This is a genomic window from Xanthomonas sp. SS, assembly GCF_014236835.1.
Taxonomy (GTDB): Bacteria; Pseudomonadota; Gammaproteobacteria; order Xanthomonadales; family Xanthomonadaceae; genus Xanthomonas_A.
Map to the genome: position 1 here is coordinate 1,021,851 of NZ_CP051190.1, position 22,890 is coordinate 1,044,740.

At 68.3% G+C, this 22,890-nt stretch carries 18 protein-coding genes; 14 read left to right on the forward strand and 4 right to left on the reverse strand.

Annotated features, from left to right (window positions below; all coding sequences use genetic code 11):
• Nucleotides 1–133 precede the first annotated feature (133 nt).
• Nucleotides 134–709, forward strand: a complete 576-nt coding sequence (locus tag HEP74_RS04315; RefSeq protein WP_185815344.1) for a TetR/AcrR family transcriptional regulator — start codon at nucleotides 134–136, stop codon at nucleotides 707–709.
• Between the two features lie 165 nt (nucleotides 710–874).
• Here the strand turns inward: HEP74_RS04315 and HEP74_RS04320 are convergent, their stop codons facing one another.
• On the reverse strand, nucleotides 875–2,134 hold the full coding sequence (locus tag HEP74_RS04320; protein ID WP_185815345.1) for a 6-phosphofructokinase: 1,260 nt from the start codon (nucleotides 2,132–2,134) through the stop codon (nucleotides 875–877).
• A gap of 145 nt (nucleotides 2,135–2,279) precedes the next feature.
• On the opposite strand from HEP74_RS04320, the gene HEP74_RS04325 reads away from it, so the two are divergent.
• The 3 genes from HEP74_RS04325 to HEP74_RS04335 all read left to right on the forward strand — a co-directional run bounded on the left by HEP74_RS04325 (nucleotide 2,280) and on the right by HEP74_RS04335 (nucleotide 6,262).
• The gene (locus HEP74_RS04325) at nucleotides 2,280–2,843 is read left to right on the forward strand and encodes an adenylate kinase (protein ID WP_185815346.1); all 564 of its coding nucleotides are present in this window, start codon (nucleotides 2,280–2,282) and stop codon (nucleotides 2,841–2,843) included.
• A gap of 1,327 nt (nucleotides 2,844–4,170) precedes the next feature.
• Nucleotides 4,171–5,652: a UDP-N-acetylmuramate:L-alanyl-gamma-D-glutamyl-meso-diaminopimelate ligase gene (gene mpl, locus HEP74_RS04330; RefSeq protein WP_185815347.1), complete on the forward strand. Its 1,482-nt coding sequence runs from the start codon at nucleotides 4,171–4,173 to the stop codon at nucleotides 5,650–5,652.
• Between the two features lie 28 nt (nucleotides 5,653–5,680).
• Nucleotides 5,681–6,262, forward strand: coding sequence for an LON peptidase substrate-binding domain-containing protein (locus tag HEP74_RS04335; RefSeq protein WP_185815348.1), 582 nt, complete (start codon nucleotides 5,681–5,683; stop codon nucleotides 6,260–6,262).
• Nucleotides 6,263–6,564: 302 nt separating this feature from the next.
• Here the strand turns inward: HEP74_RS04335 and HEP74_RS04340 are convergent, their stop codons facing one another.
• Nucleotides 6,565–8,580: a bifunctional DedA family/phosphatase PAP2 family protein gene (locus HEP74_RS04340; RefSeq protein WP_185815349.1), complete on the reverse strand. Its 2,016-nt coding sequence runs from the start codon at nucleotides 8,578–8,580 to the stop codon at nucleotides 6,565–6,567.
• A 49-nt stretch (nucleotides 8,581–8,629) separates the two neighbouring features.
• On the opposite strand from HEP74_RS04340, the gene HEP74_RS04345 reads away from it, so the two are divergent.
• The 4 genes from HEP74_RS04345 to HEP74_RS04360 all read left to right on the forward strand — a co-directional run bounded on the left by HEP74_RS04345 (nucleotide 8,630) and on the right by HEP74_RS04360 (nucleotide 12,311).
• On the forward strand, nucleotides 8,630–9,304 hold the full coding sequence (locus HEP74_RS04345) for a serine/threonine-protein kinase (protein WP_185815350.1): 675 nt from the start codon (nucleotides 8,630–8,632) through the stop codon (nucleotides 9,302–9,304).
• Nucleotides 9,305–9,429: 125 nt separating this feature from the next.
• Nucleotides 9,430–10,245: an SDR family oxidoreductase gene (locus HEP74_RS04350; protein WP_185815351.1), complete on the forward strand. Its 816-nt coding sequence runs from the start codon at nucleotides 9,430–9,432 to the stop codon at nucleotides 10,243–10,245.
• A gap of 316 nt (nucleotides 10,246–10,561) precedes the next feature.
• Nucleotides 10,562–11,722, forward strand: a complete 1,161-nt coding sequence (locus tag HEP74_RS04355; protein ID WP_524540763.1) for an ROK family transcriptional regulator — start codon at nucleotides 10,562–10,564, stop codon at nucleotides 11,720–11,722.
• A 166-nt stretch (nucleotides 11,723–11,888) separates the two neighbouring features.
• Nucleotides 11,889–12,311: a VOC family protein gene (locus tag HEP74_RS04360; RefSeq protein WP_185815352.1), complete on the forward strand. Its 423-nt coding sequence runs from the start codon at nucleotides 11,889–11,891 to the stop codon at nucleotides 12,309–12,311.
• A gap of 4 nt (nucleotides 12,312–12,315) precedes the next feature.
• Here HEP74_RS04360 and HEP74_RS04365 read toward each other — a convergent pair whose 3' ends face one another.
• On the reverse strand, nucleotides 12,316–13,185 hold the full coding sequence (locus HEP74_RS04365) for an ion transporter (protein ID WP_185815353.1): 870 nt from the start codon (nucleotides 13,183–13,185) through the stop codon (nucleotides 12,316–12,318).
• A gap of 241 nt (nucleotides 13,186–13,426) precedes the next feature.
• Here HEP74_RS04365 and HEP74_RS04370 point away from each other — a divergent pair, with 241 nt between their 5' ends.
• Entirely contained in the window at nucleotides 13,427–14,659 is a 1,233-nt protein-coding gene (locus HEP74_RS04370) for an acetylornithine transaminase (RefSeq protein ID WP_185815354.1), read from the forward strand.
• 464 nt (nucleotides 14,660–15,123) lie between these two features.
• On the opposite strand, the gene HEP74_RS04375 is transcribed toward HEP74_RS04370, so the two are convergent.
• Entirely contained in the window at nucleotides 15,124–15,741 is a 618-nt protein-coding gene (locus tag HEP74_RS04375) for an HAD-IA family hydrolase (protein ID WP_255427947.1), read from the reverse strand.
• Nucleotides 15,742–16,029: 288 nt separating this feature from the next.
• Between HEP74_RS04375 and HEP74_RS04380 the strand changes: the two genes are divergently transcribed.
• From HEP74_RS04380 to HEP74_RS04400, 5 genes are all read left to right on the forward strand, one after another.
• Nucleotides 16,030–18,726: a TonB-dependent receptor plug domain-containing protein gene (locus HEP74_RS04380; RefSeq protein ID WP_185815356.1), complete on the forward strand. Its 2,697-nt coding sequence runs from the start codon at nucleotides 16,030–16,032 to the stop codon at nucleotides 18,724–18,726.
• A 224-nt stretch (nucleotides 18,727–18,950) separates the two neighbouring features.
• Nucleotides 18,951–20,525 carry an NAD(P)/FAD-dependent oxidoreductase gene (locus HEP74_RS04385; RefSeq protein WP_185815357.1) on the forward strand — a complete coding sequence of 525 codons (1,575 nt, stop codon included), beginning with the start codon at nucleotides 18,951–18,953 and terminating at the stop codon, nucleotides 20,523–20,525.
• Nucleotides 20,522–20,950, forward strand: a complete 429-nt coding sequence (locus tag HEP74_RS04390) for a c-type cytochrome (RefSeq protein ID WP_185815358.1) — start codon at nucleotides 20,522–20,524, stop codon at nucleotides 20,948–20,950. The genes HEP74_RS04385 and HEP74_RS04390 overlap by 4 nt, the downstream gene beginning before the upstream one ends.
• Before the next feature lie 43 nt (nucleotides 20,951–20,993).
• On the forward strand, nucleotides 20,994–21,503 hold the full coding sequence (locus HEP74_RS04395) for a RidA family protein (RefSeq protein WP_185815359.1): 510 nt from the start codon (nucleotides 20,994–20,996) through the stop codon (nucleotides 21,501–21,503).
• 31 nt (nucleotides 21,504–21,534) lie between these two features.
• The gene (locus HEP74_RS04400) at nucleotides 21,535–22,734 is read left to right on the forward strand and encodes a pyridoxal phosphate-dependent aminotransferase (RefSeq protein ID WP_185815360.1); all 1,200 of its coding nucleotides are present in this window, start codon (nucleotides 21,535–21,537) and stop codon (nucleotides 22,732–22,734) included.
• The last annotated feature ends 156 nt before the right edge of the window (nucleotides 22,735–22,890 follow it).

The following is a 22,890-nucleotide window of genomic DNA, read 5'->3' on the forward strand; positions in this document are numbered from 1 at the left end:
GACATCCTTGGGAAGAGGATTAAACCTACTAGTTGGTAGGTAAATAGTCAATGCGCTCGTGAGGCAGCTTGATTTAAGGCCGTGCAGGACTGGATGGGTCGAGTGGCTACCTACCAGGTGGTAGAATTCAGCCATGACGACGCAGCAGAAACTCATCGATTCGGCCCGCTACCTGATCCAAACCCGGGGCTACAACGGCTTCAGCTACGCTGACGTCGCCGAACAGGTGCAGGTGCGCAAGGCGAGCATCCACCACCATTTTCCTGCCAAGGCCGATCTGGCGCGGGCGGTCGTGGAGGAATCCCGCGCCCTGATCGTTGCGCAGACCCGGATGCTGGAGAGCGGCGCCTTCGACCCCGAGCAGCAACTCGGCTTCTATACCGGCTACTGGGAGCGATGCATCGCCGACGCGTCCGCGCCTTTTTGTGTCGCCGGCATGCTCGCCAGCGAATTGCCCACACTGCCCGACGATCTGGCCGAGCATGTGCGCGCGCATTTCCGCGACCTGTCGAACTGGCTGGAAATCGTGCTGACCAAGGGCGCGCAACTGGGCCGGTTCCAGCTGCAAGGCTCCGCCCGCCTGGAGGCGGAAGCGTTCATGTCGATCGTGTACGGCGCGATGCTCACCGCACGCGCCTATGGCGAACCGAAGGTGTTCGCGGAGATCGTCCAAAGCGGGCTGAAGAAGCTTCTGCGCCCGCCAGGATGATCCGCCGCTCGGCGCTCAACCGGCGCCGCGCGCCGGGTACAGGATGGCGGGCGTTGAGGGACCAGGCCGCAGCGAGAGCGGCACTGTGCCGGCGGCCACGACCGAAGCACGCTGGAAGCCGAGTCCCGAGTCCCGAGTCCCGAGTCCCGACACCAGCGCCACGCCTCACCCCTCCCAGGCGGGCAGCTTCTTATTCACCGCCACATTCTTCAGCGCCACGTACTTCGGCAGGCCGTCGCTGCGGTCGTAGGGCGGATAGGCCTCGCCGCGGATCAGCGGCTGCAGGTAGCGGCGCGCCTTCTCGGTGATGCCGAACCCGTCCTTGCGCAGGAACGCCGGCGGCATCTTCTTCTCGTGGTTGGCGATCTTGCTAAGCGGCGCGGCTTCGATCTTCCAGCGGTACGGCGCATCGCTGCTGCGCACGATCACCGGCATCACCGCGTTCATGCCCTTCAGCGCAAACTGCACCGCCGCCTTGCCGGCCGCCTGCGCCTGCTCCCAGTCGGTCTTTGAGGCGATGTGGCGGGCCGAGCGCTGCAGGTAGTCGGGCAGGGTCCAGTGCACCTTGTAGCCGAGTTCGGCCTTGACCTTGCCGGCCAGGTACGAGGCCACGCCGCCGAGCTGGCTGTGGCCGAACGCGTCGGTGCCGCCGCCGGCATCGGCGACGAAGCGCCCGTCGGCGGTCTGGATGCCTTCGCTGGCCACGACCACGCACCAGCCGACCTTGTCCACCACCTTGCGCACCTGCGCCAGGAATGCGGCTTCGTCGTAGGCGCGTTCGGGGAACAGGATGATCTGCGGCGCGTCGTCGGGCGACTGCGCGGCCAGTCCGGCCGCGGCGGCCAGCCAGCCGGCGTGGCGGCCCATCGCTTCGTAGACAAAAACCTTGGTCGAGGTCTCGGCCATCGCCGCCACGTCCAGCGCCGCTTCGCGCACCGACACCGCGGTGTACTTGGCGGCCGAGCCGAAGCCGGGGCAGGTGTCGGTGACCGCCAGGTCGTTGTCGATGGTCTTGGGCACGCCGATGCAGTGCAGCGGATAGCCGAACGCGTCGGCCAGCTGCGACACCTTCCACGCCGTGTCGGCCGAATCGTTGCCGCCGTTGTAGAGGAAATAGCGCACGTCGTGCGCCTGCAACACCTGCAGCAGGCGCTCGTACTTGGCGCGGTCGGCCTCCAGCGACTTGAGCTTGTAGCGGCAGGAGCCGAACGCGCCGCCGGGCGTATGGGCCAGCGCGCGGATCGCGGCGGCCGACTCTTTGGAAGTGTCGATCAGCTCCTCGCGCAGCGCGCCGAGGATGCCGTTGCGCGCGGCCAGGACCTTGACCTTGCGTGCGCGCGCCTCGCCGATCACGGCGGCGGCGCTGGCGTTGATGACGGCGGTGACGCCGCCGGACTGGGCATACAGCAAGGTGCCTTGGGCCATGGTCGGGACTCGCTCCTGGGGTGGGGACATTGCCGGGACATTGCCCGGATGCGTTAAGCTGGGGGCCTTGCGGTACAGCGCAGGCGTGGCCCCCGAGTCTAACGCCGCCGGCCGCGCACGGTAATTTCCTCGAGGAGTCAGGTTGATGCGATTGGTTCTGTTGGGACCGCCCGGATCGGGCAAGGGCACGCAGGCGAGCCGCCTGAAGGACAAGCTGCAGATACCGCACATTTCCACCGGCGATCTGCTGCGCGCCGAAGTCGCCGCCGGCACCCCGCTGGGCGTGCAGGCCAAGGAAGTGATGGCGCGCGGCGACCTGGTTTCCGACGACATCCTGCTCGGCATGCTCGAATCGCGCCTCGGCCGCGACGACGTCGCCAACGGTTTCATCCTCGACGGCTATCCGCGCAACCTGGCCCAGGCCTCGGCGCTGGACGAACTGCTGGCCAAGATCGGCCAGCCGCTGGACGCGGTGGTGCAGCTGGACGTGGCCACCGAACTGCTGGTCGAGCGCATCGCCGGCCGCGCCAAGGCCGAAGGCCGCGAAGACGACAACCCCGAGTCGGTGCGCAAGCGCCTGCAGGTGTACAACGATTCGACCGCGCCGGTGATCGGTTTCTACGACAAGCGCGGCACCCTGGCGCGCGTGGACGGCGTCGGCTCGTTGGACGAAGTGCTGGCACGCATCCTGGCATCGATCGGCCGCTGAGGCGGCCCTGCGTCGAGCGGCCGCCTTGCTGCGGCGCTCGACGCGACCCATGGAGCTGACGGTCTCGCCTCATCCGCTGCGCTTCTTCGCAGGCCTGAGTCCGTCGCGCTCGCTTCACCGTAGGAGGGGCTTCAGCCCCGACGGTTTCCGAAGTCCCAAGGGACTTGCAGCCTGTTCGCTGGGTGCACTGTGGGAGGGACTTCAGTCCCGACGCATTATTGCGCCGTCGGAAAGCGCGCCGCTTCGCTCGTCGCGGCTGAAGCCGCTCCTACAGGGACTTGCGACAAGCTAACTGGGTGCACTGTGGGAGGGACTTCAGTCCCGACGCATTGCGCTGGCGGAAAGCACGCCGCTTCGCTCGTCGCGGCTGAAGCCGCTCCTGCAGGGACTTGCGGCAAGCTGACTCGGTGCACTGTGGGAAGGACTTCAGTCCCGACGCATTGCGCTGCCGGAAAGCACGCTGCTTCGCTCGTCGCGGCTGAAGCCGCTCCTACAGGGACTTGCGGCAAGCTAACTGGGTGCACTGTGGGAGGACTTCGGTCCCGACGCATTGCGCCGCTGGAACGCGTGCCGCTTCGCTCGTCGCGGCTGAAGCCGCTCCTACAGGGGCTTGCGGCAAGCTAACTGAGTGCACTGTGGGAGGGACTTCGGTCCCGACGCATTGCGCCGCCGGAACGCGTGCCGCTTCGCTCGTCGCGGCTGAAGCCGCTCCTACAGGGACTTGCGGCAAGCTAACTGGGTGCACTGTAGGAGGGGCTTCAGCCCCGACAGGCTGTGTCCGAAGTCTGCACCTCACACTTCGCTTGTCGCGGTCGAAACCGCTCCTGCACGGGATAGGACGTAAGGCTCGCGTGTACGGGGTGCGCGCAGGGTTCAAGCCCGCCAGGCGTCGACCCAACTCCGGCTGCCGCGCGTCCGCGCCACGCGGTTGGCGAGCCGCTTTCTGCGCAAGATCCAACCGCATCCGCCGTCAACAGTGGCACGGCAAATCCATGCCTCCCGCCACGCGTGGACGCGGGCGGGAGGCCGGAACCGTTAGGTGCCAGCGAACGGGCTTGCTCAGAGCCCCACAACATGAGCTCCCTTGGGGATGGCCTCTTGGGGAGTAGGACCGTAGGGGGTTGCGGCTGGCTCGTTCATTTTCGATGTTGGCTCCCGACTTGCCTATCGGGAACTTTCTTCAGGGGGTGTGGGGGATTTCCTACTTGACGTCGTCGCCGTTTCGAGGGAAGAGCTGGGCAGCTTGCCCTTCGATGGCGCCGCACCGCGGGCCGGCAGCCGCATCGTGCCGGTTTGCGCGCGTCGGGGGATCGGCGACAATCGCGGCATGAGCAAGATCCATATTCTCGGCATCGCCGGTACGTTCATGGGCGGTGTCGCCGCGCTGGCGCGCGAACTCGGTGATGAGGTCGAAGGCAGCGACCAGGCGATCTATCCGCCGATGTCCACGCAGCTGGAGCACCTGGGCATCGCGCTGAAGCAGGGTTACCTGCCCGAGCACATCGGCGCCGACTGCGCGCAGGTGATCGTCGGCAATGCACTGTCGCGCGGCAATGCCGCGGTCGAGGCGGTGCTGGATTCCGGCCGTGCCTACACCTCCGGCGCGCAGTGGCTGAGCGAGCGGGTGCTGCCCGGGCGCGACACGCTGGCGGTGGCCGGCACCCACGGCAAGACCACCACGACCAGCATCCTGACCTGGCTGCTGCAGGCGGCCGGCCGCGAGCCGGGGTTCCTGATCGGCGGCGTGGCCGAGGATTTCGGCGTGTCCGCGCGTTTGGGCGGCAAGGCATCGTCACCCGGCGGTGCGCAACGCGATCCGGGCGTAGAAGCCGTCGCTGCGCGCGAGCACGCAGCGGTCGCCACCGGCGCGCATGCGCGCGTCGGCGAAACCGCCGCCGCGGAAGCGCGGCCGCTGTTCGTGGTCGAGGCCGACGAGTACGACACCGCGTTCTTCGACAAGCGCAGCAAGTTCGTGCACTACCGGCCGCTGGTGGCGATCCTCAACAACCTCGAATACGACCACGCCGACATCTTCCCCGACGTCGCCGCGATCCAGCGCCAGTTCCACCATCTGGTGCGCACCGTGCCGCGGCGTGGACGGCTGATCGTCAACGGCGAGGACGCGCATCTGCGCGAGGTGCTGGCGATGGGCTGCTGGACGCCGGTGGAACGCTTCGGGTTCGATCCGGCGTTCGAATGGAGCGCGCGCCCGATTGCCGCCGACGGCAGCCATTTCGCTGTCTTGCACCATGGCCAGGAACTGGGCCAAGTGCGCTGGCCGCTGCTCGGCCGCCACAACGTGATGAACGCGCTGGCGGCGCTGGCCGCGGCGCATGCGGTCGGCGTGGCGCCGGCGCAGGTGATGCCGGCGCTGGCGCAGTTCCGCAGCGTCAAGCGGCGCCTGGAAGTGCTTGGGCAAGCGCAGGGCATTACCGTCTACGACGACTTCGCGCATCACCCCACCGCGATCCGCACCACCCTGGAAGGGCTGCGCGCGAAAGTGGGCGCGGTGCGCATCGTGGTGGCGATGGAGCCGCGCAGCAATTCGATGCGGCTGGGTGCGCATGCCGAGGCGCTGGCGCCGGCGCTGGACGCGGCCGATGCGGTGGTGTTCCTGCAGCGGCCGGAACTTGCCTGGGACGCCGGCAAGGTGATCGCCGCGGTACGCGGCCAGGCCTGTGCCGCCGCGGACGTGGACGCGCTGCTGGCGGCGCTGCAGGCGCAGGCGCGCGCCGGCGACCATGTGGTGTTCATGTCCAACGGCGGCTTCGACGGCGCGCCGCGGCGTTTCCTGGCGGCGCTGCAATGAGTGTCATGCTGTGCGCCGGAGCGCCCACATGAGCGAGGAGCGCAGCACGCTGGCGCTGTTCCCGCTGCATGCGGTGCTGCTGCCGGGTGCGTCGATCAAGCTGCGCGTGTTCGAACGCCGCTACCTGGACATGGTGCGCGACTGCGGTCGCAGCGGCAGCGGCTTCGGCGTGTGCCTGATTCTGGAGGGCGCCGAGACCGGCGTCCCGGCCGTGCCGGCGGCGTACGGTACCGAGGCGCGCATCGTCGATTTCGATGTCGGCGCCGACGGCGTGCTGGTGCTGAGTCTGCGCGGCGAACGCCGCTTCCACGTGTTGCGCAGCCGGGTCCGCGACAACGGCCTGGTGGTCGGCGACGTGCACTGGCGCGAGCCGGACGAGGACGACGAGTTGCGGCCGCAGCACGCGCTGTTGTCGACGGTGCTGGACAGCATCCTGGACCAGGCCGCCGACGTATATCCGGTGGTCGGTCCGCGTCTGCTCGACCAGGCCGCCTGGGTCGGCTGGCGCCTGGCCGAACTGTTGCCGCTGGACGAGCGCCAGCGCCTGGCGCTGCTGCAGGAAGACGATCCGCACGAGCGGCTGGAGCAGTTGCTCGGCTGGATTCCCTGAGGGCCGGGTGGGATTCGCAATGGGTGTCGGCGTGGCATGTGCGGCGAATGGCCATGCGTCTGCTGGACGCGGATGCTCCAGGCATGATCGAGCGTTTGTAGGAGCGGCTTCAGCCGCGACCTGAGCCATCAGCGACGGGGCATCGTTCCGCAGCATGGCGCCAGACTGGTGGGCGCGATACGAGGTAGCCATGAACCATCGGTCGCGCCAGGTTTTGCCGGCAATGTCTGTTGCGACTGACGCACTCCTCCATTGCTCCGCTACACGTTCCGCTGGCGGTGAACAGCTGAAGTGAACTTGCGTTATTGGGCCGCGGCCGGTGCCTCGCCCTCGCTGCGCACCAGCAATACCGGCACATCCGACGGGCGATGCATGTCCTTGCGGGTGGGCAGTGCGCGCAGCGCGTCGGTGACCGCGTTGAGTGCGGGATCGGCGCCGCGCAGCGGGCGCCACAGGCCGATCAGGTTGAAGTGGCGTTCGTAGCGCAGGCTCTGCGCGCTGCCCAGCCACAGCGGCACGTTGCCCGGTTGCAGCCGCGCCGGGGCCGGCCACAGGCGCAAGGCATAGAGTTCGCCGGGGCGCGGGCCGCGGCGCAGCATCAACAGCGATTCCACTCGGGTGTCCAGCGTCGCCGGCAGCACCGGGACGCGTTCGGCCTGGGTCTTGTAGTCGAGCAACTGCAGCGCCTGCTGCCAGCCGGCCTGCGGCTGCACGCGCCAGCCGGCGGCTTCGAGCTGGCGCTGCAGCGGCGCCAGCGGTCCGGCCACCTGCAGGTCCAGCGGCCAGCGCTGGTCGTCGTCGAACTCGTTGCGCCGCGACGGCAGCAGCCGCCACTCGTCCTGCCACCACGCGCTGGCGGTCAGGTCCATCAGCACCGGCGGCGGCGGTTCGAACTTGGCCAGCTTGCGTTCCAGATCGCGCGGCGCGTACCACAGCGCCGCGGCCACGAAGCCGCCATAGAACAGCCAGGCCAGCGGCTTCATCCAGAACGCGCGGTTGAAGCGGCGGCGGTAGGCGATGCCCAGGACCAGCAGCCAGAAGATGCCGAACAGCATGCCGCCGACCACGTCGCTGAGCCAATGCGCGCCCAGGTACAGGCGGGCGAAGCCGATCAGGGTCACCACCACGCCCGACAGCAGGTATGGCCACACCCGCGAGCGCCCGGGCAGTTCGCGCGCGATCAGCACGGCGAAGAAGCCAAAGCTGATCGTGGCCATGGTCACCGCCACCGAGGGAAAGCCGAAGCCGCTGCTGGCCGCCGGCGGGCGCACCACGTGCACGGTGGTGCCGAGCAGCTTGGTCAGGGCCAGGCCGAAGGCCAGTGCCGCCAGCCAGTGCGCCGCGGCCATCCAGCGCTGGCGCCAGATCAGGTAGACCAGGCCCAGCGTGGTGGCCGGCACCAATACCTGCCAGTCGCCGAGCGAGGCCAGCGCGGTCATCGGGTAGTCGGCCAGCGGATTGCGCAGCGCCAGCATCAGGTCGTGCACCGCCAGGTCCAGCCGCAGCGGCTCGCCGTGGCCGACCACCACCATAAGCAGCGCGAACCAGCCCCAGCCCAGCGCCAGCAGCATCACCGCCAGCATCGCCAGCGGCACCGACTCGCGCCGTTGCGGGTCGAACACCGCGATCGAGTAGCGGCCCAGCACCGGGTGCCGGCGCGACCAGTCCAGGCCGCGCGCCAGCAGCGCATCCATGTGCCCGGCCGACCAGCGATAGCCGTACAGCACGATCGCCCACACCAGGCCCAGCGCCAGCACCAGCAGGCCCAGCACCAGGAACAGGCGCCCGGCGACCGCGGCCACCGCGTCGTAGGCCTGGCCGAGCAGCCAGCCCGGGCCCAGGAACAGCAGCGCCCAGGTCACCGCGGCGACGCCGCTGGCGACGAAGTAGCGGCGCAGCGGCATCTTCATCATGCCCGCCACGGCCGGCACGAACGGGCGGATCGCGCCGACGTAGCGCGCCACCAGGATGCTCTTGAAGGCATTGCGGCGGAACATCGCCTCGCCGCGGTCCAGCAGCTGCGGATAGCGCCGGAACGGCCAGTAGTTGCGCAGCTGGTGGCCCCAGCGATGGCCGACCCAGTAGCTGAGCGCGTCGCCAGCCAGCGCGCCGAGGGCGGCGCTGACCACGGCGTACGGGCCGGAGATCTGGCCCAGCCCGATCAGCACGCCGATCGCGAACAGCAGCGGCAGCGCCGGCACGATGGTGCCCAGCACGATGACCGCGTCGCAGAACGCGATGCCGAAGATGACCGCGCCGGCCAGGAGGGGATGTGCTGCGACCCACTCCAGCGTGGCGTCGATCCAGGATGAATTCATGGGAAGGATTATAGGTGGGCAAGGATGGCGATCCGCTTAAACTGGCGTGATGACACGCGCGCCGGCCGCTACCACCCAGATCCTCAAGTCCGACAGCTTCGGCCGCATCCTGCTGGTACGCGAGGCCGAGGGCCACGGCGAGCGCGTGTTCGTGCGCCGCGACCTGACCGCCGCGCCATGGTGGCTGCGCCTGCCGGCCTGGTGGCTGGCGCGGCGCGAGGCGCTGGCGTTGCGGCAGCTTGCGGGCATGGCGGCGACGCCGCAGCTGCGCGGCTGGGACGGCACCTTCCTGGACCGCAGCTACCTGGCCGGCGATGCGATGTACCAGCGTCCGCCGCGCGGCGACCTGGCCTACTTCCGCGCCGCACGGCGCCTGCTGCAGCAGGTGCACCGGCGCGGCGTGGCGCACAACGATCTGGCCAAGGAAGCGAATTGGCTGGTGCTGGAGGACGGCAGTCCGGCGTTGATCGACTTCCAGCTGGCGGTGCGCGGCGCGCCGCGTTCGCGCTGGATGCGGCTGCTGGCGCGCGAGGACCTGCGCCACCTGCTCAAGCACAAGCGCATGTACTGCCGGCAGGCGCTGACCCCGGTCGAACTGCGCCTGCTCAAGCGCCACTCCTGGGTGCGCGAACTGTGGTTCGCCACCGGCAAGCCGGTCTACCGCTTCGTGACCCGGCGCATTCTGAAGTGGGAAGACAACGAGGGGCAGGGGCCGAAGCCCTGAGAGGCCGGGATTCGGGATTGGGGATTCGGGATTGGTAAGGCGCATGGCTGTGTCTGGGGCTGTCCTGGCGGGGACGACAAAGGCGCTAAGCTGCGGCGAATCTCCAATCCCGAATCCCCAATCCCATGACGTTGCAAGGCAAAACCCTGTTCATCACCGGCGCCTCGCGCGGGATCGGTCTGGCGATCGCGCTGCGTGCGGCGCGCGACGGCGCCAATGTGGCGATCGCGGCCAAGTCGGCGGTGCCCAATCCGAAGTTGCCCGGCACCATCCACAGCGCGGCGGCGGCGGTCGAGGCGGTCGGCGGCCGCGCGCTCGCGCTGAAGTGCGACATCCGCGAGGAGGAGCAGGTGCGCGCGGCGGTGGCGGCGACGGTCGATGCGTTCGGCGGCATCGACATCCTGGTCAACAACGCCAGCGCGATCTGGCTGCGCGGCGCGCTGGACACGCCGATGAAGCGTTTCGACCTGATGCAGCAGGTCAATGCGCGCGGCAGTTTCCTGTGCGCGCAGGCCTGTCTGCCGCACCTGCTGCGCAGCGCCAATCCGCACATCCTGACCCTGGCGCCGCCGCCGTCGCTGGATCCGAAGTGGTGGGCGCCGCATACCGGCTACACGCTGGCGAAGATGGGCATGAGCTTCGTGACCCTGGGCCTGGCCGGCGAATTCGGCCCGCAGGGCGTGGCGGTCAATGCGCTGTGGCCGCGCACGCTGATCGCCACCGAAGCGCTGAACATGATCCCAGGCGTCGATGCGGGCAACGGCCGGCGTCCGGAGATCATGGCCGATGCGGCGCATGCGGTGCTGACGCGCACCGCGGCCGGGTTCCATGGCCAGTTCCTGATCGACGACGAAGTGCTGGCCGCGACCGGAGTGATCGACCTGTCCGGCTACGCGCTGGATCCGGCGCAGCCGTTGTTGCCGGATCTGTTCCTGGATTGAGCGGGGCAGGCGCCGGCCGGTGCAGCGACAGTGCGTCCGTCGCGCCGCCTGCTTCAGGAGGGGCTTCAGCTCCGAACCTGACCGCAGACTGGAAACTTTCATTGGTCGCGGCAGGCTGATTTCTCTGCAGGATGTGCGGCCGAGGATTGGGCGCAACGTGGAGGTTTGATGCGAAAACGCTGCTGTCTTCTGGATGTTGGCAACTCCACACAGCAGCGATCTTCCGTAGCAATGGCGGAAATTTAATAACTAAAGGTGAATTAAATATTTCACCATTGCCCGCTATGCTTTCCCGACCTTCCTCCGACCCTCGCTCATGCCCGCTCCCGTCGCCGTCTCGCTGCCGCGCGCTTCCCGCTCCGTCCATGCCACGCATGCCGATCTGAGCGACAACGAGCGGCGCATGCTCGACAGCCTGCGCCTGTTCGGCACCGTCACCCGCGCCGACCTCAGCCGCATCACCGGATTGACCGTGCAATCGGCGGTGCGCCTGATCGACGGCCTGGCCGAACGCGGGCTGGTGCTGATCGGCGCCTCGCTGGCGCATGGCGGCCGCGGCAAGCCGGGTGCGGCGATCGCGCTCAATCCCGCGCACGGTCATACCGTCGGCTACTCGATCGCCACCGACGCGCTGTCGCTGGCGCTGCTGGATTTCAGCGGCCAGGTTCGCGCCACCGCCGAGCACCGATTGCGTTCGACCGAGCCGGCGGCCTTGCTGGCGCAGTTGCGCGAGGCCGACGCGGCGCTGCTGGCCGCGGCCGGGCGCGGACTCGGGCCGCGGCTGGGCGCGGGCGTGGCGATGACCGGCTTCTTCGTCGAGGGTGCCGAGCGCATGAATCCGCCCGATCCGCTGCGCGCGCTGGGCGAGCTGTCGATCGGCGACTGGCTGGCTGACGCGCTGGGCCTGCCGGTGTGGGTGGACAACGACGGCAGCGTCGCCGCGGTCGGCGAGAGCCTGCTCGGGGTCGGCCGCCAGTACCGCGATTTCGCCTATCTGTATTTCAGCTACGGTCTCGGCGGCGGCGTGGTGATCGACGGCGCCGTCCTGCGCGGTGCGCACGGCAATGCCGGCGAGTTCGCCGGCATGCTGCCGGGGCCGGGCCTGGAGCGCGGCACGCTGGAACTGCTGCGGCAGATGTTGATCGAGGATGGGGTGATGCTGGCCGACGTCAGCGCGCTGGTGGCGGCCTACGATCCGTCCTGGCCGACGATCGAGCGCTGGATCGCGCGCGCGGTGCCGGGCCTGTCGCTGATCGTCTCGGCGATCAGTGCGGTCTTCGATCCGCAGGCGGTGGTGTTCGGCGGGCGCCTGCCGCGCGATCTGGCGTTGCGCCTGATCCCGCAGCTGCGCGTCGACAACCAGCCGCGGCGCGGCCAGGCGCGGCCGTTGCCGGTGCTGCTGCCGGCCGCGGCGATGGCCGACGCAAGCGCGGTTGGCGCGGCCACGCTGCCGTTGAAGGCCTGTTATTTCCGCTGAAAGGCGTGGTGCACGGCGGCCGTGCCTGCGGCTTGCCCGCGTCTGCACGCGGCGGGCGCTACCCTATGCGCCTGTACAAGGACTTCGCTGTCGCGCCCCGTGTGGCGGCAGCGGCCGCGAGTCGCGGCGGTCCTGCCCGTTTCCCCCATCCATTGGAGTTGTCGCGATGAAATACCTGCATGCCATGATCCGCGTCCACGATCTGGAGAAGACCAGCAAATTCTTCACCGAAGGCCTTGGCCTGAGCGAGACCCGGCGCATCGAGAACGAAGCCGGCAAGTTCACACTGGTGTACTTCGGCGCGCCGCAGAACCCGGAGGCCGAAGTCGAGCTGACCTACAACTGGGGCTCGGACGAGGACTACGGCAGCGCCCGCAACTTCGGCCACCTGGCGTTCGAGGTCGACGACATCTATGCGCTGTGCGCGCATCTGCAAGCACAGGGCATCGTCATCAACCGACCGCCGCGCGACGGGCGCATGGCCTTCGTGCGCAGCCCGGACCTGATCTCGATCGAGCTGCTGCAGAAGGGCGAGGCGCTGGCCCCGGCCGAGCCGTGGGCATCGATGCCCAATACCGGCGTGTGGTGAGGAATCAAGGCGCGGTATCGGGCAACGCCTGGCCGCAGCCCCGGCAATAGCCGGCGCTGCGGTCATGGCCTTGCAGGCCGCAGCGCGCGCAGCTGCGTTGATCCGGCGCGCGGCTGCGGTCGACGTCGCGCAGGCTGTTGGCCAGTTCGGCGGTATAGATGCCGGTGGGCACGGCGATGATGCTGTAGCCGATCAGGATCAGCACCGAGGTGATGGCGCGGCCCAGCGGCGTGAGCGGCGCGATGTCGCCGAAACCGACCGTGGCCATGGTCACGACCGCCCAGTACATAGCGGTAGGGATGCTGGTGAAACCGTTGGCCGGCCCTTCCACCACGTACATCAGCGCACCGAAGATCACCACCAGGGTGATCACGGTGAACAGGAACACGAATACCTTGCGCCGGCTGCGCCATAGCGCGTCGACCAGCAGGCTGCTTTCCTCCACGTAGCGGGTCAGCTTGAGGATGCGGAACAGCCGCAGCACCCGCAGCACGCGCACCACCAAGAGCGTCTGCGCGCCGGGCAGCAGGAACGAGATGTAGGTGGGCAGGGTCGAGAGCAGGTCGATCACGCCCCAGAAGCTCAGCGCATAGCGCAGCGGCCGCTTCACCGTCATCAGTCGCAACGCGTACTCGGCGGTGAACAGCGCAGTGAACGCCCATTCCAGCACGTACATGGAGCCGGCGTAGCGCGCATGCAGCGCCGGCACGCTGTCGGCCATGATCACCGCGACGCTGGCCACGATCGCCGCGACCAGCAGCAGATCGAAATTGCGCGAAGGCCGGGTGTCGTGCCGATAGATGATGTCGAACCAGCGCCGCCGCCAGCCGTGCTCGGTCGCCGGGGCGAGTTGGGGATCCAGGAAAAGTCGCATCCGCGCATGCTAACCCGCCCTTGTTTCGGCGGGCGCGTGCTTGCGCGCGCTGGCGAAGGACCTGGGGCGTCTGCCGAGCGTCGCCCCCGATCGATCCTGCTGCGGCTGGTAGTGCGCTGGTGGATTCGTGTTCCTGGCCGTGCGCCGCCGCGGCGGCTGCGCGCGTGGGTCCGTTCGCGCCGGCCGCCACGCCGCGCAGCGGTCTTATACTCGTGTGCTGTCCCCCCCAGGAATCCTTTCGATGACCGCTTCCTCCGCCGCGGATCTGATGGCCCTCGGCCAGCACTATTACCTGCCGATCTACCGTCCGCGCCAACTGGTGCTGGAGCGGGGCCAGGGCGCCAAGGTGTGGGACAGCGAAGGCCGCGACTACATCGACCTGTCCGCCGGCATCGCGGTGTGCGGGCTCGGCCACAACGATCCTGACCTGACGGCGGCGCTGATCGAGCAGGCCGGCAAGCTGTGGCACACCAGCAACGTGTTCTACAGCGAGCCGCCGCTGCGCCTGGCCGAGGAACTGGTCGCCGCCTCGCGCTTCGCGCGCAAGGTGTTCCTGTGCAACTCCGGCAGCGAGGCCAACGAGGCGGCGATCAAGCTGGTACGCAAGTGGGCCGCCAGCCAGGGCCGCGCGCCGGACCGGCGGGTCATCGTCACCTTCCGCGGCAGCTTCCACGGCCGCACCCTGGCCGCGGTCACCGCCACCGCGCAGCCCAAGTACCAGGAAGGCTACGAGCCGCTGCCCGGCGGTTTCCGCTATGTGGATTTCAACGACATCGTGCAGCTGGAAACGGCGATGGCCGCCGGCGACGTGGCCGCGGTGATGCTCGAGCCGGTGCAGGGCGAGGGCGGGGTGATGCCGGCCGCGCCGGGGTTCCTGGCGCAGGTGCGCGCGCTGTGCGACCACCATGGCGCGCTGCTGCTGCTGGACGAGATCCAGTGCGGCATGGGCCGCACCGGCACGCTGTTCGCGCACTGGCAGGACGAGGTGACGCCGGACATCGTGACGCTGGCCAAGGCGCTGGGCGGCGGTTTCCCGATCGGCGCGCTGCTGGCCGGGCCGAAGGTGGCCGAGACGATGCAGTTCGGTGCGCATGGCAGTACGTTCGGCGGCAATCCGCTGGCCGCGGCGGTGGCGCGGGTGGCGCTGCGCAAGCTGGGGTCGGCGCCGATCGCGGCGAACGTGTCGCGGCAGGCGGCGGCGCTGCGGCAGGGGTTGGCCGCGCTCAACGATGAGTTCGCGCTGTTTTCGCAGGTGCGTGGGCGTGGCTTGATGCTGGGCGCGGTGTTGAATCAGGCGCATGCGGGGCAGGCTGGGGCGATCCTCGATCATGCCGCTGCGCAGGGGTTGTTGACGTTGCAGGCCGGGCCGGATGTGTTGCGCTTCGTGCCTTCGTTGAATATTACGGATCAGGAAGTGGGTGAGGGGTTGAAGCGGTTGCGGGTGGCGTTGCAGGCTTATGTCGGTAAGCGTTGAGGCGAATTGCTGTGTGGGTGTCGGTTGGCTTTTGATGCAACGGCAACGGCAACGGCAACGGCAATAGCAGAAGCAAAAGGCAATAACAGAAGCAAAGCTTTCGCCTTGCGGCGAGTTACTTTTCTTTGCTTGTGCAAAGAAAAGTAACCAAAAGAAAACACACCCTGCCTGCGCGCCCTCCGCGCTGCGCGCTCCGGGTCCGCGAATAGGCCGGGATTCGCGGAAGGGGCATCCTGCCCCTGCCGCGAACGGCGCACATCCATGTGCGCCGCCCCTTCGGGGTTTTTCCCGACCTATTCGCCGCTACGGAAGGGAACCCGGTAAAGCAAAGCCACGGCAACAGCAGAATCAACAGCAACAAGCGCAGCAACAACCGCAGCAACAGCAACAGCAACAGCAGGAATGGCCGCGAGCGTAGTGGCGGCTGCAGCGGACGCGGTTTCTGTCGGCGGTAGGCGCGTCGTCTAGCCCAGCCCGTGCCGCGCAAGTGCGCGGCGTAGGGCGCGTGCGCCGCTGGCGGTTTCGGCGGGCATGCCGATCGCGCGGGCGCCGCGGACGTTGACGAACAGGTCGTCGATGAACAAGGCGTGCCGCGCGGCGACGCCGAAATGGTCGAGCGCGCGGCGGTAGACCTCGGCCTGCGGTTTGCGTCCGCCGAGTGCGCCGCTGCACAGGACGCGCCCGCGCAGCAGCGGGAACAGGGTCGGCACGATCTGCGGGATCGCCTGGGCCATCAGTGCGCCGTTGTTGGTCAGCACGCCGATGTCGATCCTGTCGGCCAGCGCCAGCACGCGTTCGATCACGCCGGGATCGCCGCGACTGCCGGCCACGCGTGCGGCGATCCAGTCGGCTTCGTCCACATGCGCGCCCAACCCTTCGCCTAGCCGGTGCAGATAGGCGGCGGTGGCGATGTCGCCGCCGTCGTAGGCGGTTTCCAGTCCGGAGGCGAACAGGGCCTCCCGTACCCGCGCCGGATCGCAGCCGCAGTGGGCGGCCAGGTGTGCGATGCGTGCCGTCCGCGAGTAGGTCGCCAGCACGCCGTCGAAGTCGAGCAGCAGCAATGTCGGGACAGGATGGATCAACGCGGCCACCGCGTCTGGCGCTGCACGCAACGGCGCGGATGGGGCATGGGTCGGGTCCGAAGTGTCGGCGGCCGAGATTAACCCACTCGCCGCGGCGATGAGCGCCACTACCCGCGCCGTGATGCCCGTCCGCTCGCGCCCACCCGCTCGCTGCGCACCTACCCGTCGGATCCGGCCGCCTGGCGTCGTGCGCTGGCTATGGTCCCTGCACGCCGCGATCGCGGCGCCGCCGGTCGGGGAGCCGGTGCGCATCCGCGCCACATCCACGTCATCTCGGGGGTCTTGGACATGAGCAAGCGTTTGAACGCCGATGGTCTGGCGGAATCGGTATGCAGGGGATTGCGCAACGCACGTCACGGCCACGGGCTGGCCACGCTGACACTGCTGCTGGCCGGTGCGCAGGCGCTGCCGACGCTGGCGGAAGAGCCGGGTGGCGAGGCCAAGACGCTGGACGCGATCACCGTCATCTCCACCGGCACGCGCAAGACCAACATGGCGGTGACCGACAGCCCGGCGCCGATCCAGTTGGTGAGCGCGGACATGCTCAAGCAGTCGGCCGCGCCCGACCTGATCAACGCCATCGCCAACCAGGTGCCGTCGTACAACGCCAACCAGACCGGCAACGACATGGCGAGCCAGACGCTCACCGCGAGCCTGCGCAACCTGTCGCCCAACCACACGCTGGTGCTGGTCAACGGCAAGCGCCGCCACATCACCTCCAACGTCAACACCACCACCGGTGCGGCTTCGGCCGATCTGTCGTTCATCCCGGCCGCGGCGATCGATCACGTCGAAGTGCTGACCGACGGCGCCGCCGCGCTGTACGGTTCGGACGCGATCGCCGGCGTCATCAACATCATCCTCAAGAAGAACCACGACGGCGGCGAAGTGGACGCCGGTTACGCAGGCTACAAGGATGGCGGCGGCGGCACCGATGCGTGGGGCGCCAATATCGGCTTCGGCAGCGACGCGGCGTATTTCAGCCTCAGCGCCGAGGTCGAGAACCGCAAGACCGTGTACCGGCTCGGCTCGTACAGCTACGCCGACTGCGTGGCCAACTACGCCGACTGCTCGGCGGTGAATCCGGACATGGCCGATTTCCTGGCCGACGACGTCGAGGGCATGACCCTCAACGGGCGCTTCCCCAACGTCAACGCCTGGCTCAATCCGCCGGAAGTGCACCGCAAGGCGCTGTTCTTCAATTCGGGTGTGGTGCTCAGCGACACCCTGGAGTTCTACGCGTTCGGCAGCTACGGCAAGAAGACCGCGCAGTCGGAGGAGAACTACCGCCGTCCCAGCCAGGACGGCGGCTACGTCGATCCGGCGAGCGGCGAGGTCAGCCACAAGTATCCGCTGGGCTTTAATCCGTCCGAGGCCTCCGACGAGGTGGACTACGAGCTGAGCGCCGGGCTGAAGGGCGTGCTGGCCGATTGGTCCTGGGATTTCTCCAGCAGCTACGGCAAGAACGAGATGGACGTGTACACGCTGAACTCGATGAATTTCAGCCTGTGGCAGGACTACGGTTATTCGCCGGAGGATTTCTACGACGGCAGTTTCTGGGCCAGCCAGTGGACCACCAACGTCAACGCCACGCACGATTTCGACATCGGCCTGTCGCAGCCGCTGACCTTCAACGCCGGCGTCGAATACCGCCGCGACCAGTACGGCATCGATCCGGGCGATCCGACCTCGTACTACGGCGCCGGCGCGTCCTCGTTCCCCGGCTACAACCCGTTGTTCAACACCGGCTCCTACAGCCGCCACAGCTACGCCGCGTACGCCGACGTGGTGTTCAATCCGACCGAGAAGTGGCTGCTGGACGTGGCCGGGCGCTACGAGGACTACAGCGACTTCGGCAGCAAGGTGGTGGGCAAGCTGACCACGCGCTTCGACCTCACCGACACGTTCGCGGTACGCGGCACCGCCAGCACCGGGTTCCGCGCGCCGACCCTGCAGGAAGGCTATTACTCGGCGGTGCAGGTCGGCCCGACCAGCGCCACCCCGACCCTGCAGCCCAACAGCGCGGCGGCGGCGGCGCTTGGCTTCGGCAGCCTGAAGCCGGAGACCAGCACCAACTACAGCCTCGGCTTCGTGTTCCGGCCGATGCCCAACTTCGACAGCACGCTGGATTTCTACCGCATCACCATTTCCGACCGCATCGGCGTCGGCACCTTCGAATATTCCAAGGCCGGCCAGCCGGGCGACACCAACGGCGACGGCACGCCCGACGCCGCCTACAACGCCGCGCTGGGCCAGGCGCTGGTCGATTTCGGCTACCTCGGCGGCATCGATCCGGCCGCGCCGGGCGGCTCGCTCGACGCCAGCGCGCGGCAGGACATCTCGGTGGCGATCTTCAACAATGCGCTCAAGACCCGCAGCACCGGCGTGGACTGGGTGACCAACTACATCACCGAGTTCGACTGGGGCTCGATCGACTGGATGCTGGCGGCCAACTACAACAAGACCGAGGTGCTCAGCGCCAAGCCGGCACCGGAGGTGCTCGGCGGCGCCACCATGTACAGCGCGGCGACGCTGATCAACCTGGAGAACAACGCGCCCAAGTACCGGGTCAACCTGGGCGCCACGTTCAACGTCGGCAAGTTCAGCCTGCGCGTGACCGAGGCGGTCTACGGCCCGCAATACCAACTGGTGGCGCCGTACGACGAGTGGAACGGCGACATCTTCCCCGACAGCGTGCTGAGCCAGCTCGACGTGGTCGACGTCAACGGTGCGCCGTACTACAAGCACAAGATCGGCACGATGGCGCTGACCAATGTCGAACTGACGTTCCGGCCCACCGAGCAGCTGACCGTCAGCGTCGGCGGCGACAACGTGTTCAACAAATACCCCGACAAGGTGCCGGCAGCGGCGTACGACTACCTGGAGAAGAACTATCTCAGCTACTACAACTCGCCGTACCTGACCGGCAGCCCGGTCGGCTACTTCGGCGCGCGCTACTACGCCAAGCTGACCTACCGCTTCTGAGCTGTCGAGCCCCTCTCCCCCCCGGGAGAGGGGTTGGGGTGAGGGTCCGTCCGCTCGCGCTGCACGATGCCCACAGATCGAACCGTGCATCGCAACGGCCGCGCTCCTACCCGCTCCATCGCGACCTACCCGCCGCACGCAGCCTGCGCCGCCGTCGCGGCGGCTATGGTCGATCCGCAATCCGTGAGGCGATATCGACGATGCAAGCACCAACCAGGGCCGCCATGACCCGCCGCCAATTGCTCGCCAGGATCGGCTTGGCCGGTGGCGGCGCGATGATGTACCAGGCGATGCACAGCCTGGGCATGGCCGCCGAATCGCGTTTCAACGGCGTGCCGCGGCTGGACGGCGACGCCAAGGGCGCCTCGGTGCTGGTGCTCGGCGCCGGCCTGGCCGGGATGACCGCCGCCTACGAATTACGCAAGGCCGGCTATCGCGTGCAGGTGATCGAGTACAACGCGCGTCCCGGCGGCCGCAACTGGACGCTGCGCGGCGGCGATCGCTACACCGAGCTGGGCGGCTTCGAGCAGCAGTGCGGGTTCGACGAGGGTATGTACCTCAATCCCGGCCCGTGGCGCATCCCGCACCATCACAAGGCGGTGCTGTCCTACTGCAAGCAATTCGGGGTGGCGCTGGAACCGTTCGTGCAGGTCAATTTCAACGCCTTGCTGCACAGCCGCGCCGGGTTCGGCGGCAAGCCGCAGCGCTTCCGCGACATCGACGCCGACTACAAGGGGCACGTGGCCGAACTGCTGGCCAAGAGCACCCGGCAGGGTGCGCTGGACGCGCAGGTGCAGCGCGAGGACCAGGAGATCCTGCTCGAGTCGCTGCGCAACTGGGGCGCGCTGGACAAGGACTTCGGCTACGTCAAGGGCCGTGAGAGCAGCGAACGCCGCGGCTTCGCCAAATATCCCGGCGGCGGCCTGTCCGGCAAGCCGCAATTCTCCGAACCGTTCAGCACCCAGGACATCCTGCGCTCGCGGCTGTGGGCCACGCTGGCGGCGGGCAACAACTACGAAATGCAGACCGCGATGTTCCAGCCGGTCGGCGGCATGGACCAGATCGGCAAGGCGTTCGCGCGCGAACTCGGCGACGCGATCCGCTACAACGCGCGGGTCACCCGCATCGACCAGGACGCGCACGGGGTCAGCGTCGCCTACCAGGACGGCGACGGCGCCGAGCAACTGGCGAAAGCCGACTGGTGCGTGTGCACGATCCCGTTGTCGATCCTCAGCCGCATTCCGCTCGCGGTAGGCGAGAAGATGGCCACCGCGATCGGCCAGGTGCCGTACGCGGCGTCGGTGAAGGTGGGGCTGCAATTCAAGCGCCGTTTCTGGGAAGAGGACGAGGCGATCTACGGCGGCATCAGCTACACCGACCTGCCAATCACCCTGATCAGCTATCCGAGCACCGGCTTCCAGAGCGCCGGCAAGGGCGTGCTGCTCGGCGCCTACGTGTGGGGACTGGAGGCGTTCGAGTTCACCTCGATGACGCCGCAGCAGCGCGTGGCCAAGGCGGTGGAGTACGGCACGCACTTGCATCCGCAGTATCCGCGCGAATTCGACAACGGCATCGCTGTGGGCTGGCACCGGGTGCCGTTCACCCATGGCTGCTTCGGCATGTGGAGCGACGCCGCGCGCGCCGAGCATTACGAAAACCTGTGCCAGATCGATGGCCGCATCGCACTCGCCGGCGAACACGCCTCGTACATTCCGGCCTGGCAGGAAGGGGCCATCACCTCGGCGCTGGATGCGATCGAGCGCCTGCATCGCCGCGTCGTCAATGGAGCCCGCGTATGAAGCTCGATCGTCATTGGGTGCTCGCCGCAGCGGTCGCTGCCGGGGTGCTGGCACTGATGCTGCCGCCGGCGATCGGCCCGGCCGCGGCGCAGAGTTCCGATGCCACGCCGCTGTATCCGCAGGCCGCGTTCGCCACCGCCTCCGGCGCCACCGTGTACGCGGCGATCTGCCAGAGCTGCCACATGCCCGGCGGGCAGGGCGCGCGCGGCGGCGGCGAGTATCCGCCGCTGGCCGGCAACCCCAAGGTGGCGGCGGCGCCGTACGTGGCGATGATGGTGCTCGACGGCCGCGGCGGCATGCCCGGTTTCGCCGGCATGCTCAACGACCAGCAGGTCGCCGAGGTCGTGCACTACGTGCGCAGCCAGTTCGGCAACGACTATCCCGGCAAGCTCAGCGCCGACGAGGTGCGCACGCTGCGGCACTGAGCCGGTACCGTTTCACTCTCTTTTCGACCGCGAGGAGTTTCGCATGCGCCGTTCGTTCGTTTCCCGCCCGCTCCGTGCCGGCCTGTGCGCCGCGCTGTGGTTGCCCGCCCTGGCCGGCGCCGCCGAGATCGTGCGCCACAAGATTCCCAACAGCGATTTTCCGATTTCCGCGGCGGTGGAGATCCCGGCCGGCAAGACCACGGTCTATCTCAGCGGCGCGGTGCCGCGGCCGATCGATGCCAGCGCGCCGAAGGATTCGCCTGCCGCCTACGGCGACACCAAGGCGCAGACCGTCAGCGTGCTGTCGCAGATCGAGGCGCAGCTGCAAGGCATGGGTCTGGGCATGCGCGACGTGGTCAAGATGCAGGCGTTCCTGGTCGGCGATCCGGCGCTGGGCGGGAAGATGGATTTCGCCGGTTTCATGGAGGGCTACCGGCAGTTCTTCGGCACGCCCGCGCAGCCCAATCTGCCGTCGCGCTCGGCGTTCCAGATCGCCGCGCTGGGCAATCCGCTGTACCGCATCGAGATCGAAGTGGTCGCGGTGCGTCCGTAGGTTCTTCGCCCTGTCTTCCAAGGAGTCCGTCATGCAGCAGCCGTCGCGTTCGCGCCGCACGTTCCTCAAGGATTCGGCGCTGGTCGCCGCGGCCGGCCTCGGCGCGCCGTGGTTGGCGCAGGCCGCGCCCGGCGCGGTGCAGGCGACCAATGCCGAGCTGGCGCCGGTGCTGATCAACGCCAACGAATATCCCGGCGGCCCGTCGCCGGCCGCGCAGCGCGCGATCGCGGCGATCGCGTCCAGCGGCGGCCGCTACCTGGGCGAGCTGCAGCTGGAATTGCTGCAGACCCTGGCCGACCAGCTCGGCGTGGGCATCGATCACCTGATGGCCTACGCCGGTTCCACCGAGCCGCTGGACTACAGCATGCTGGCGTTCACCTCGCCCAGCGCGTCGCTGGTCACCGCCGATCCCACCTTCGAATCCGGCTGGCGCGCCGCTGCGCGCAACGGCGCCAAGGTGATCAAGGTGATCAAGGTGCCGCTGCGCACGGACGACGCGCACGACGTGCAGGCGATGTGCGCCGCCGACGCCAACGCCGGGGTGCTCTACATCTGCAACCCGAACAATCCCACAGGTTCGGTGACCGCACGCAAGGACCTGGACTACGCGCTGGCGCACAAGCCCAAGGGCAGCGTGCTGGTGGTCGACGAGGCGTATCTGCATTTTTCCGACAGCGCCAGCAGCATGGTCGATCGCGTCGCCGCCGGCGACGACGTGATCGTGCTGCGCACCTTCTCCAAGCTCTACGGCATGGCCGGTATCCGCCTGGGCTATGCGGTGGCACGGCCGGAGCTGTTGGCCAAGCTCAAGTTCTACAGCGTCAACAGCCTGCCGGTGACCGCGGTCGCCGCCGGCCTTGCCAGCCTGCGCGATCCGGCGCTGGTGCCGCAGCGGCGCGCGCTCAACAGCGCCATCCGCGACGACGTGGTGCGCTGGCTCGGCGCGCAGGGCCATGCGTGCACGGCGTCGGAAAGCAATTGCTTCATGGTCGACGTGAAGCGCCCGGCGCAGGAGTTCATGGACGCGATGGCGACCTGGGGCGTGTTCGTCGGCCGCAGCTGGAAATTGTGGCCGAACCGTTCGCGCATCACCATCGGTACCGCGGCGGAGATGGCACGGTTCAAGCGCGCGTTCGCGCAGGTTGCCGCCGGCAAGCGCGGGCCGTTGCCGGTGCCGCCGCCACGGATGGCGCTGCACGATCCGTTGCACGGATTCTTCCGCAACGCCTAGCGCTGCCTGCGCCGGATGCTGCAGTGCACGAGGGCTTGTCGTTGACAAACATTTGCGCAAAGGCAGACAGTCATGGCGACGCCGCTGCGCGCGTAGCGCGTGCTGGCGAGGTTCGCGTTGCTGTGCCATCCCCATTGCCAAGGAGTCCGTCTTGAA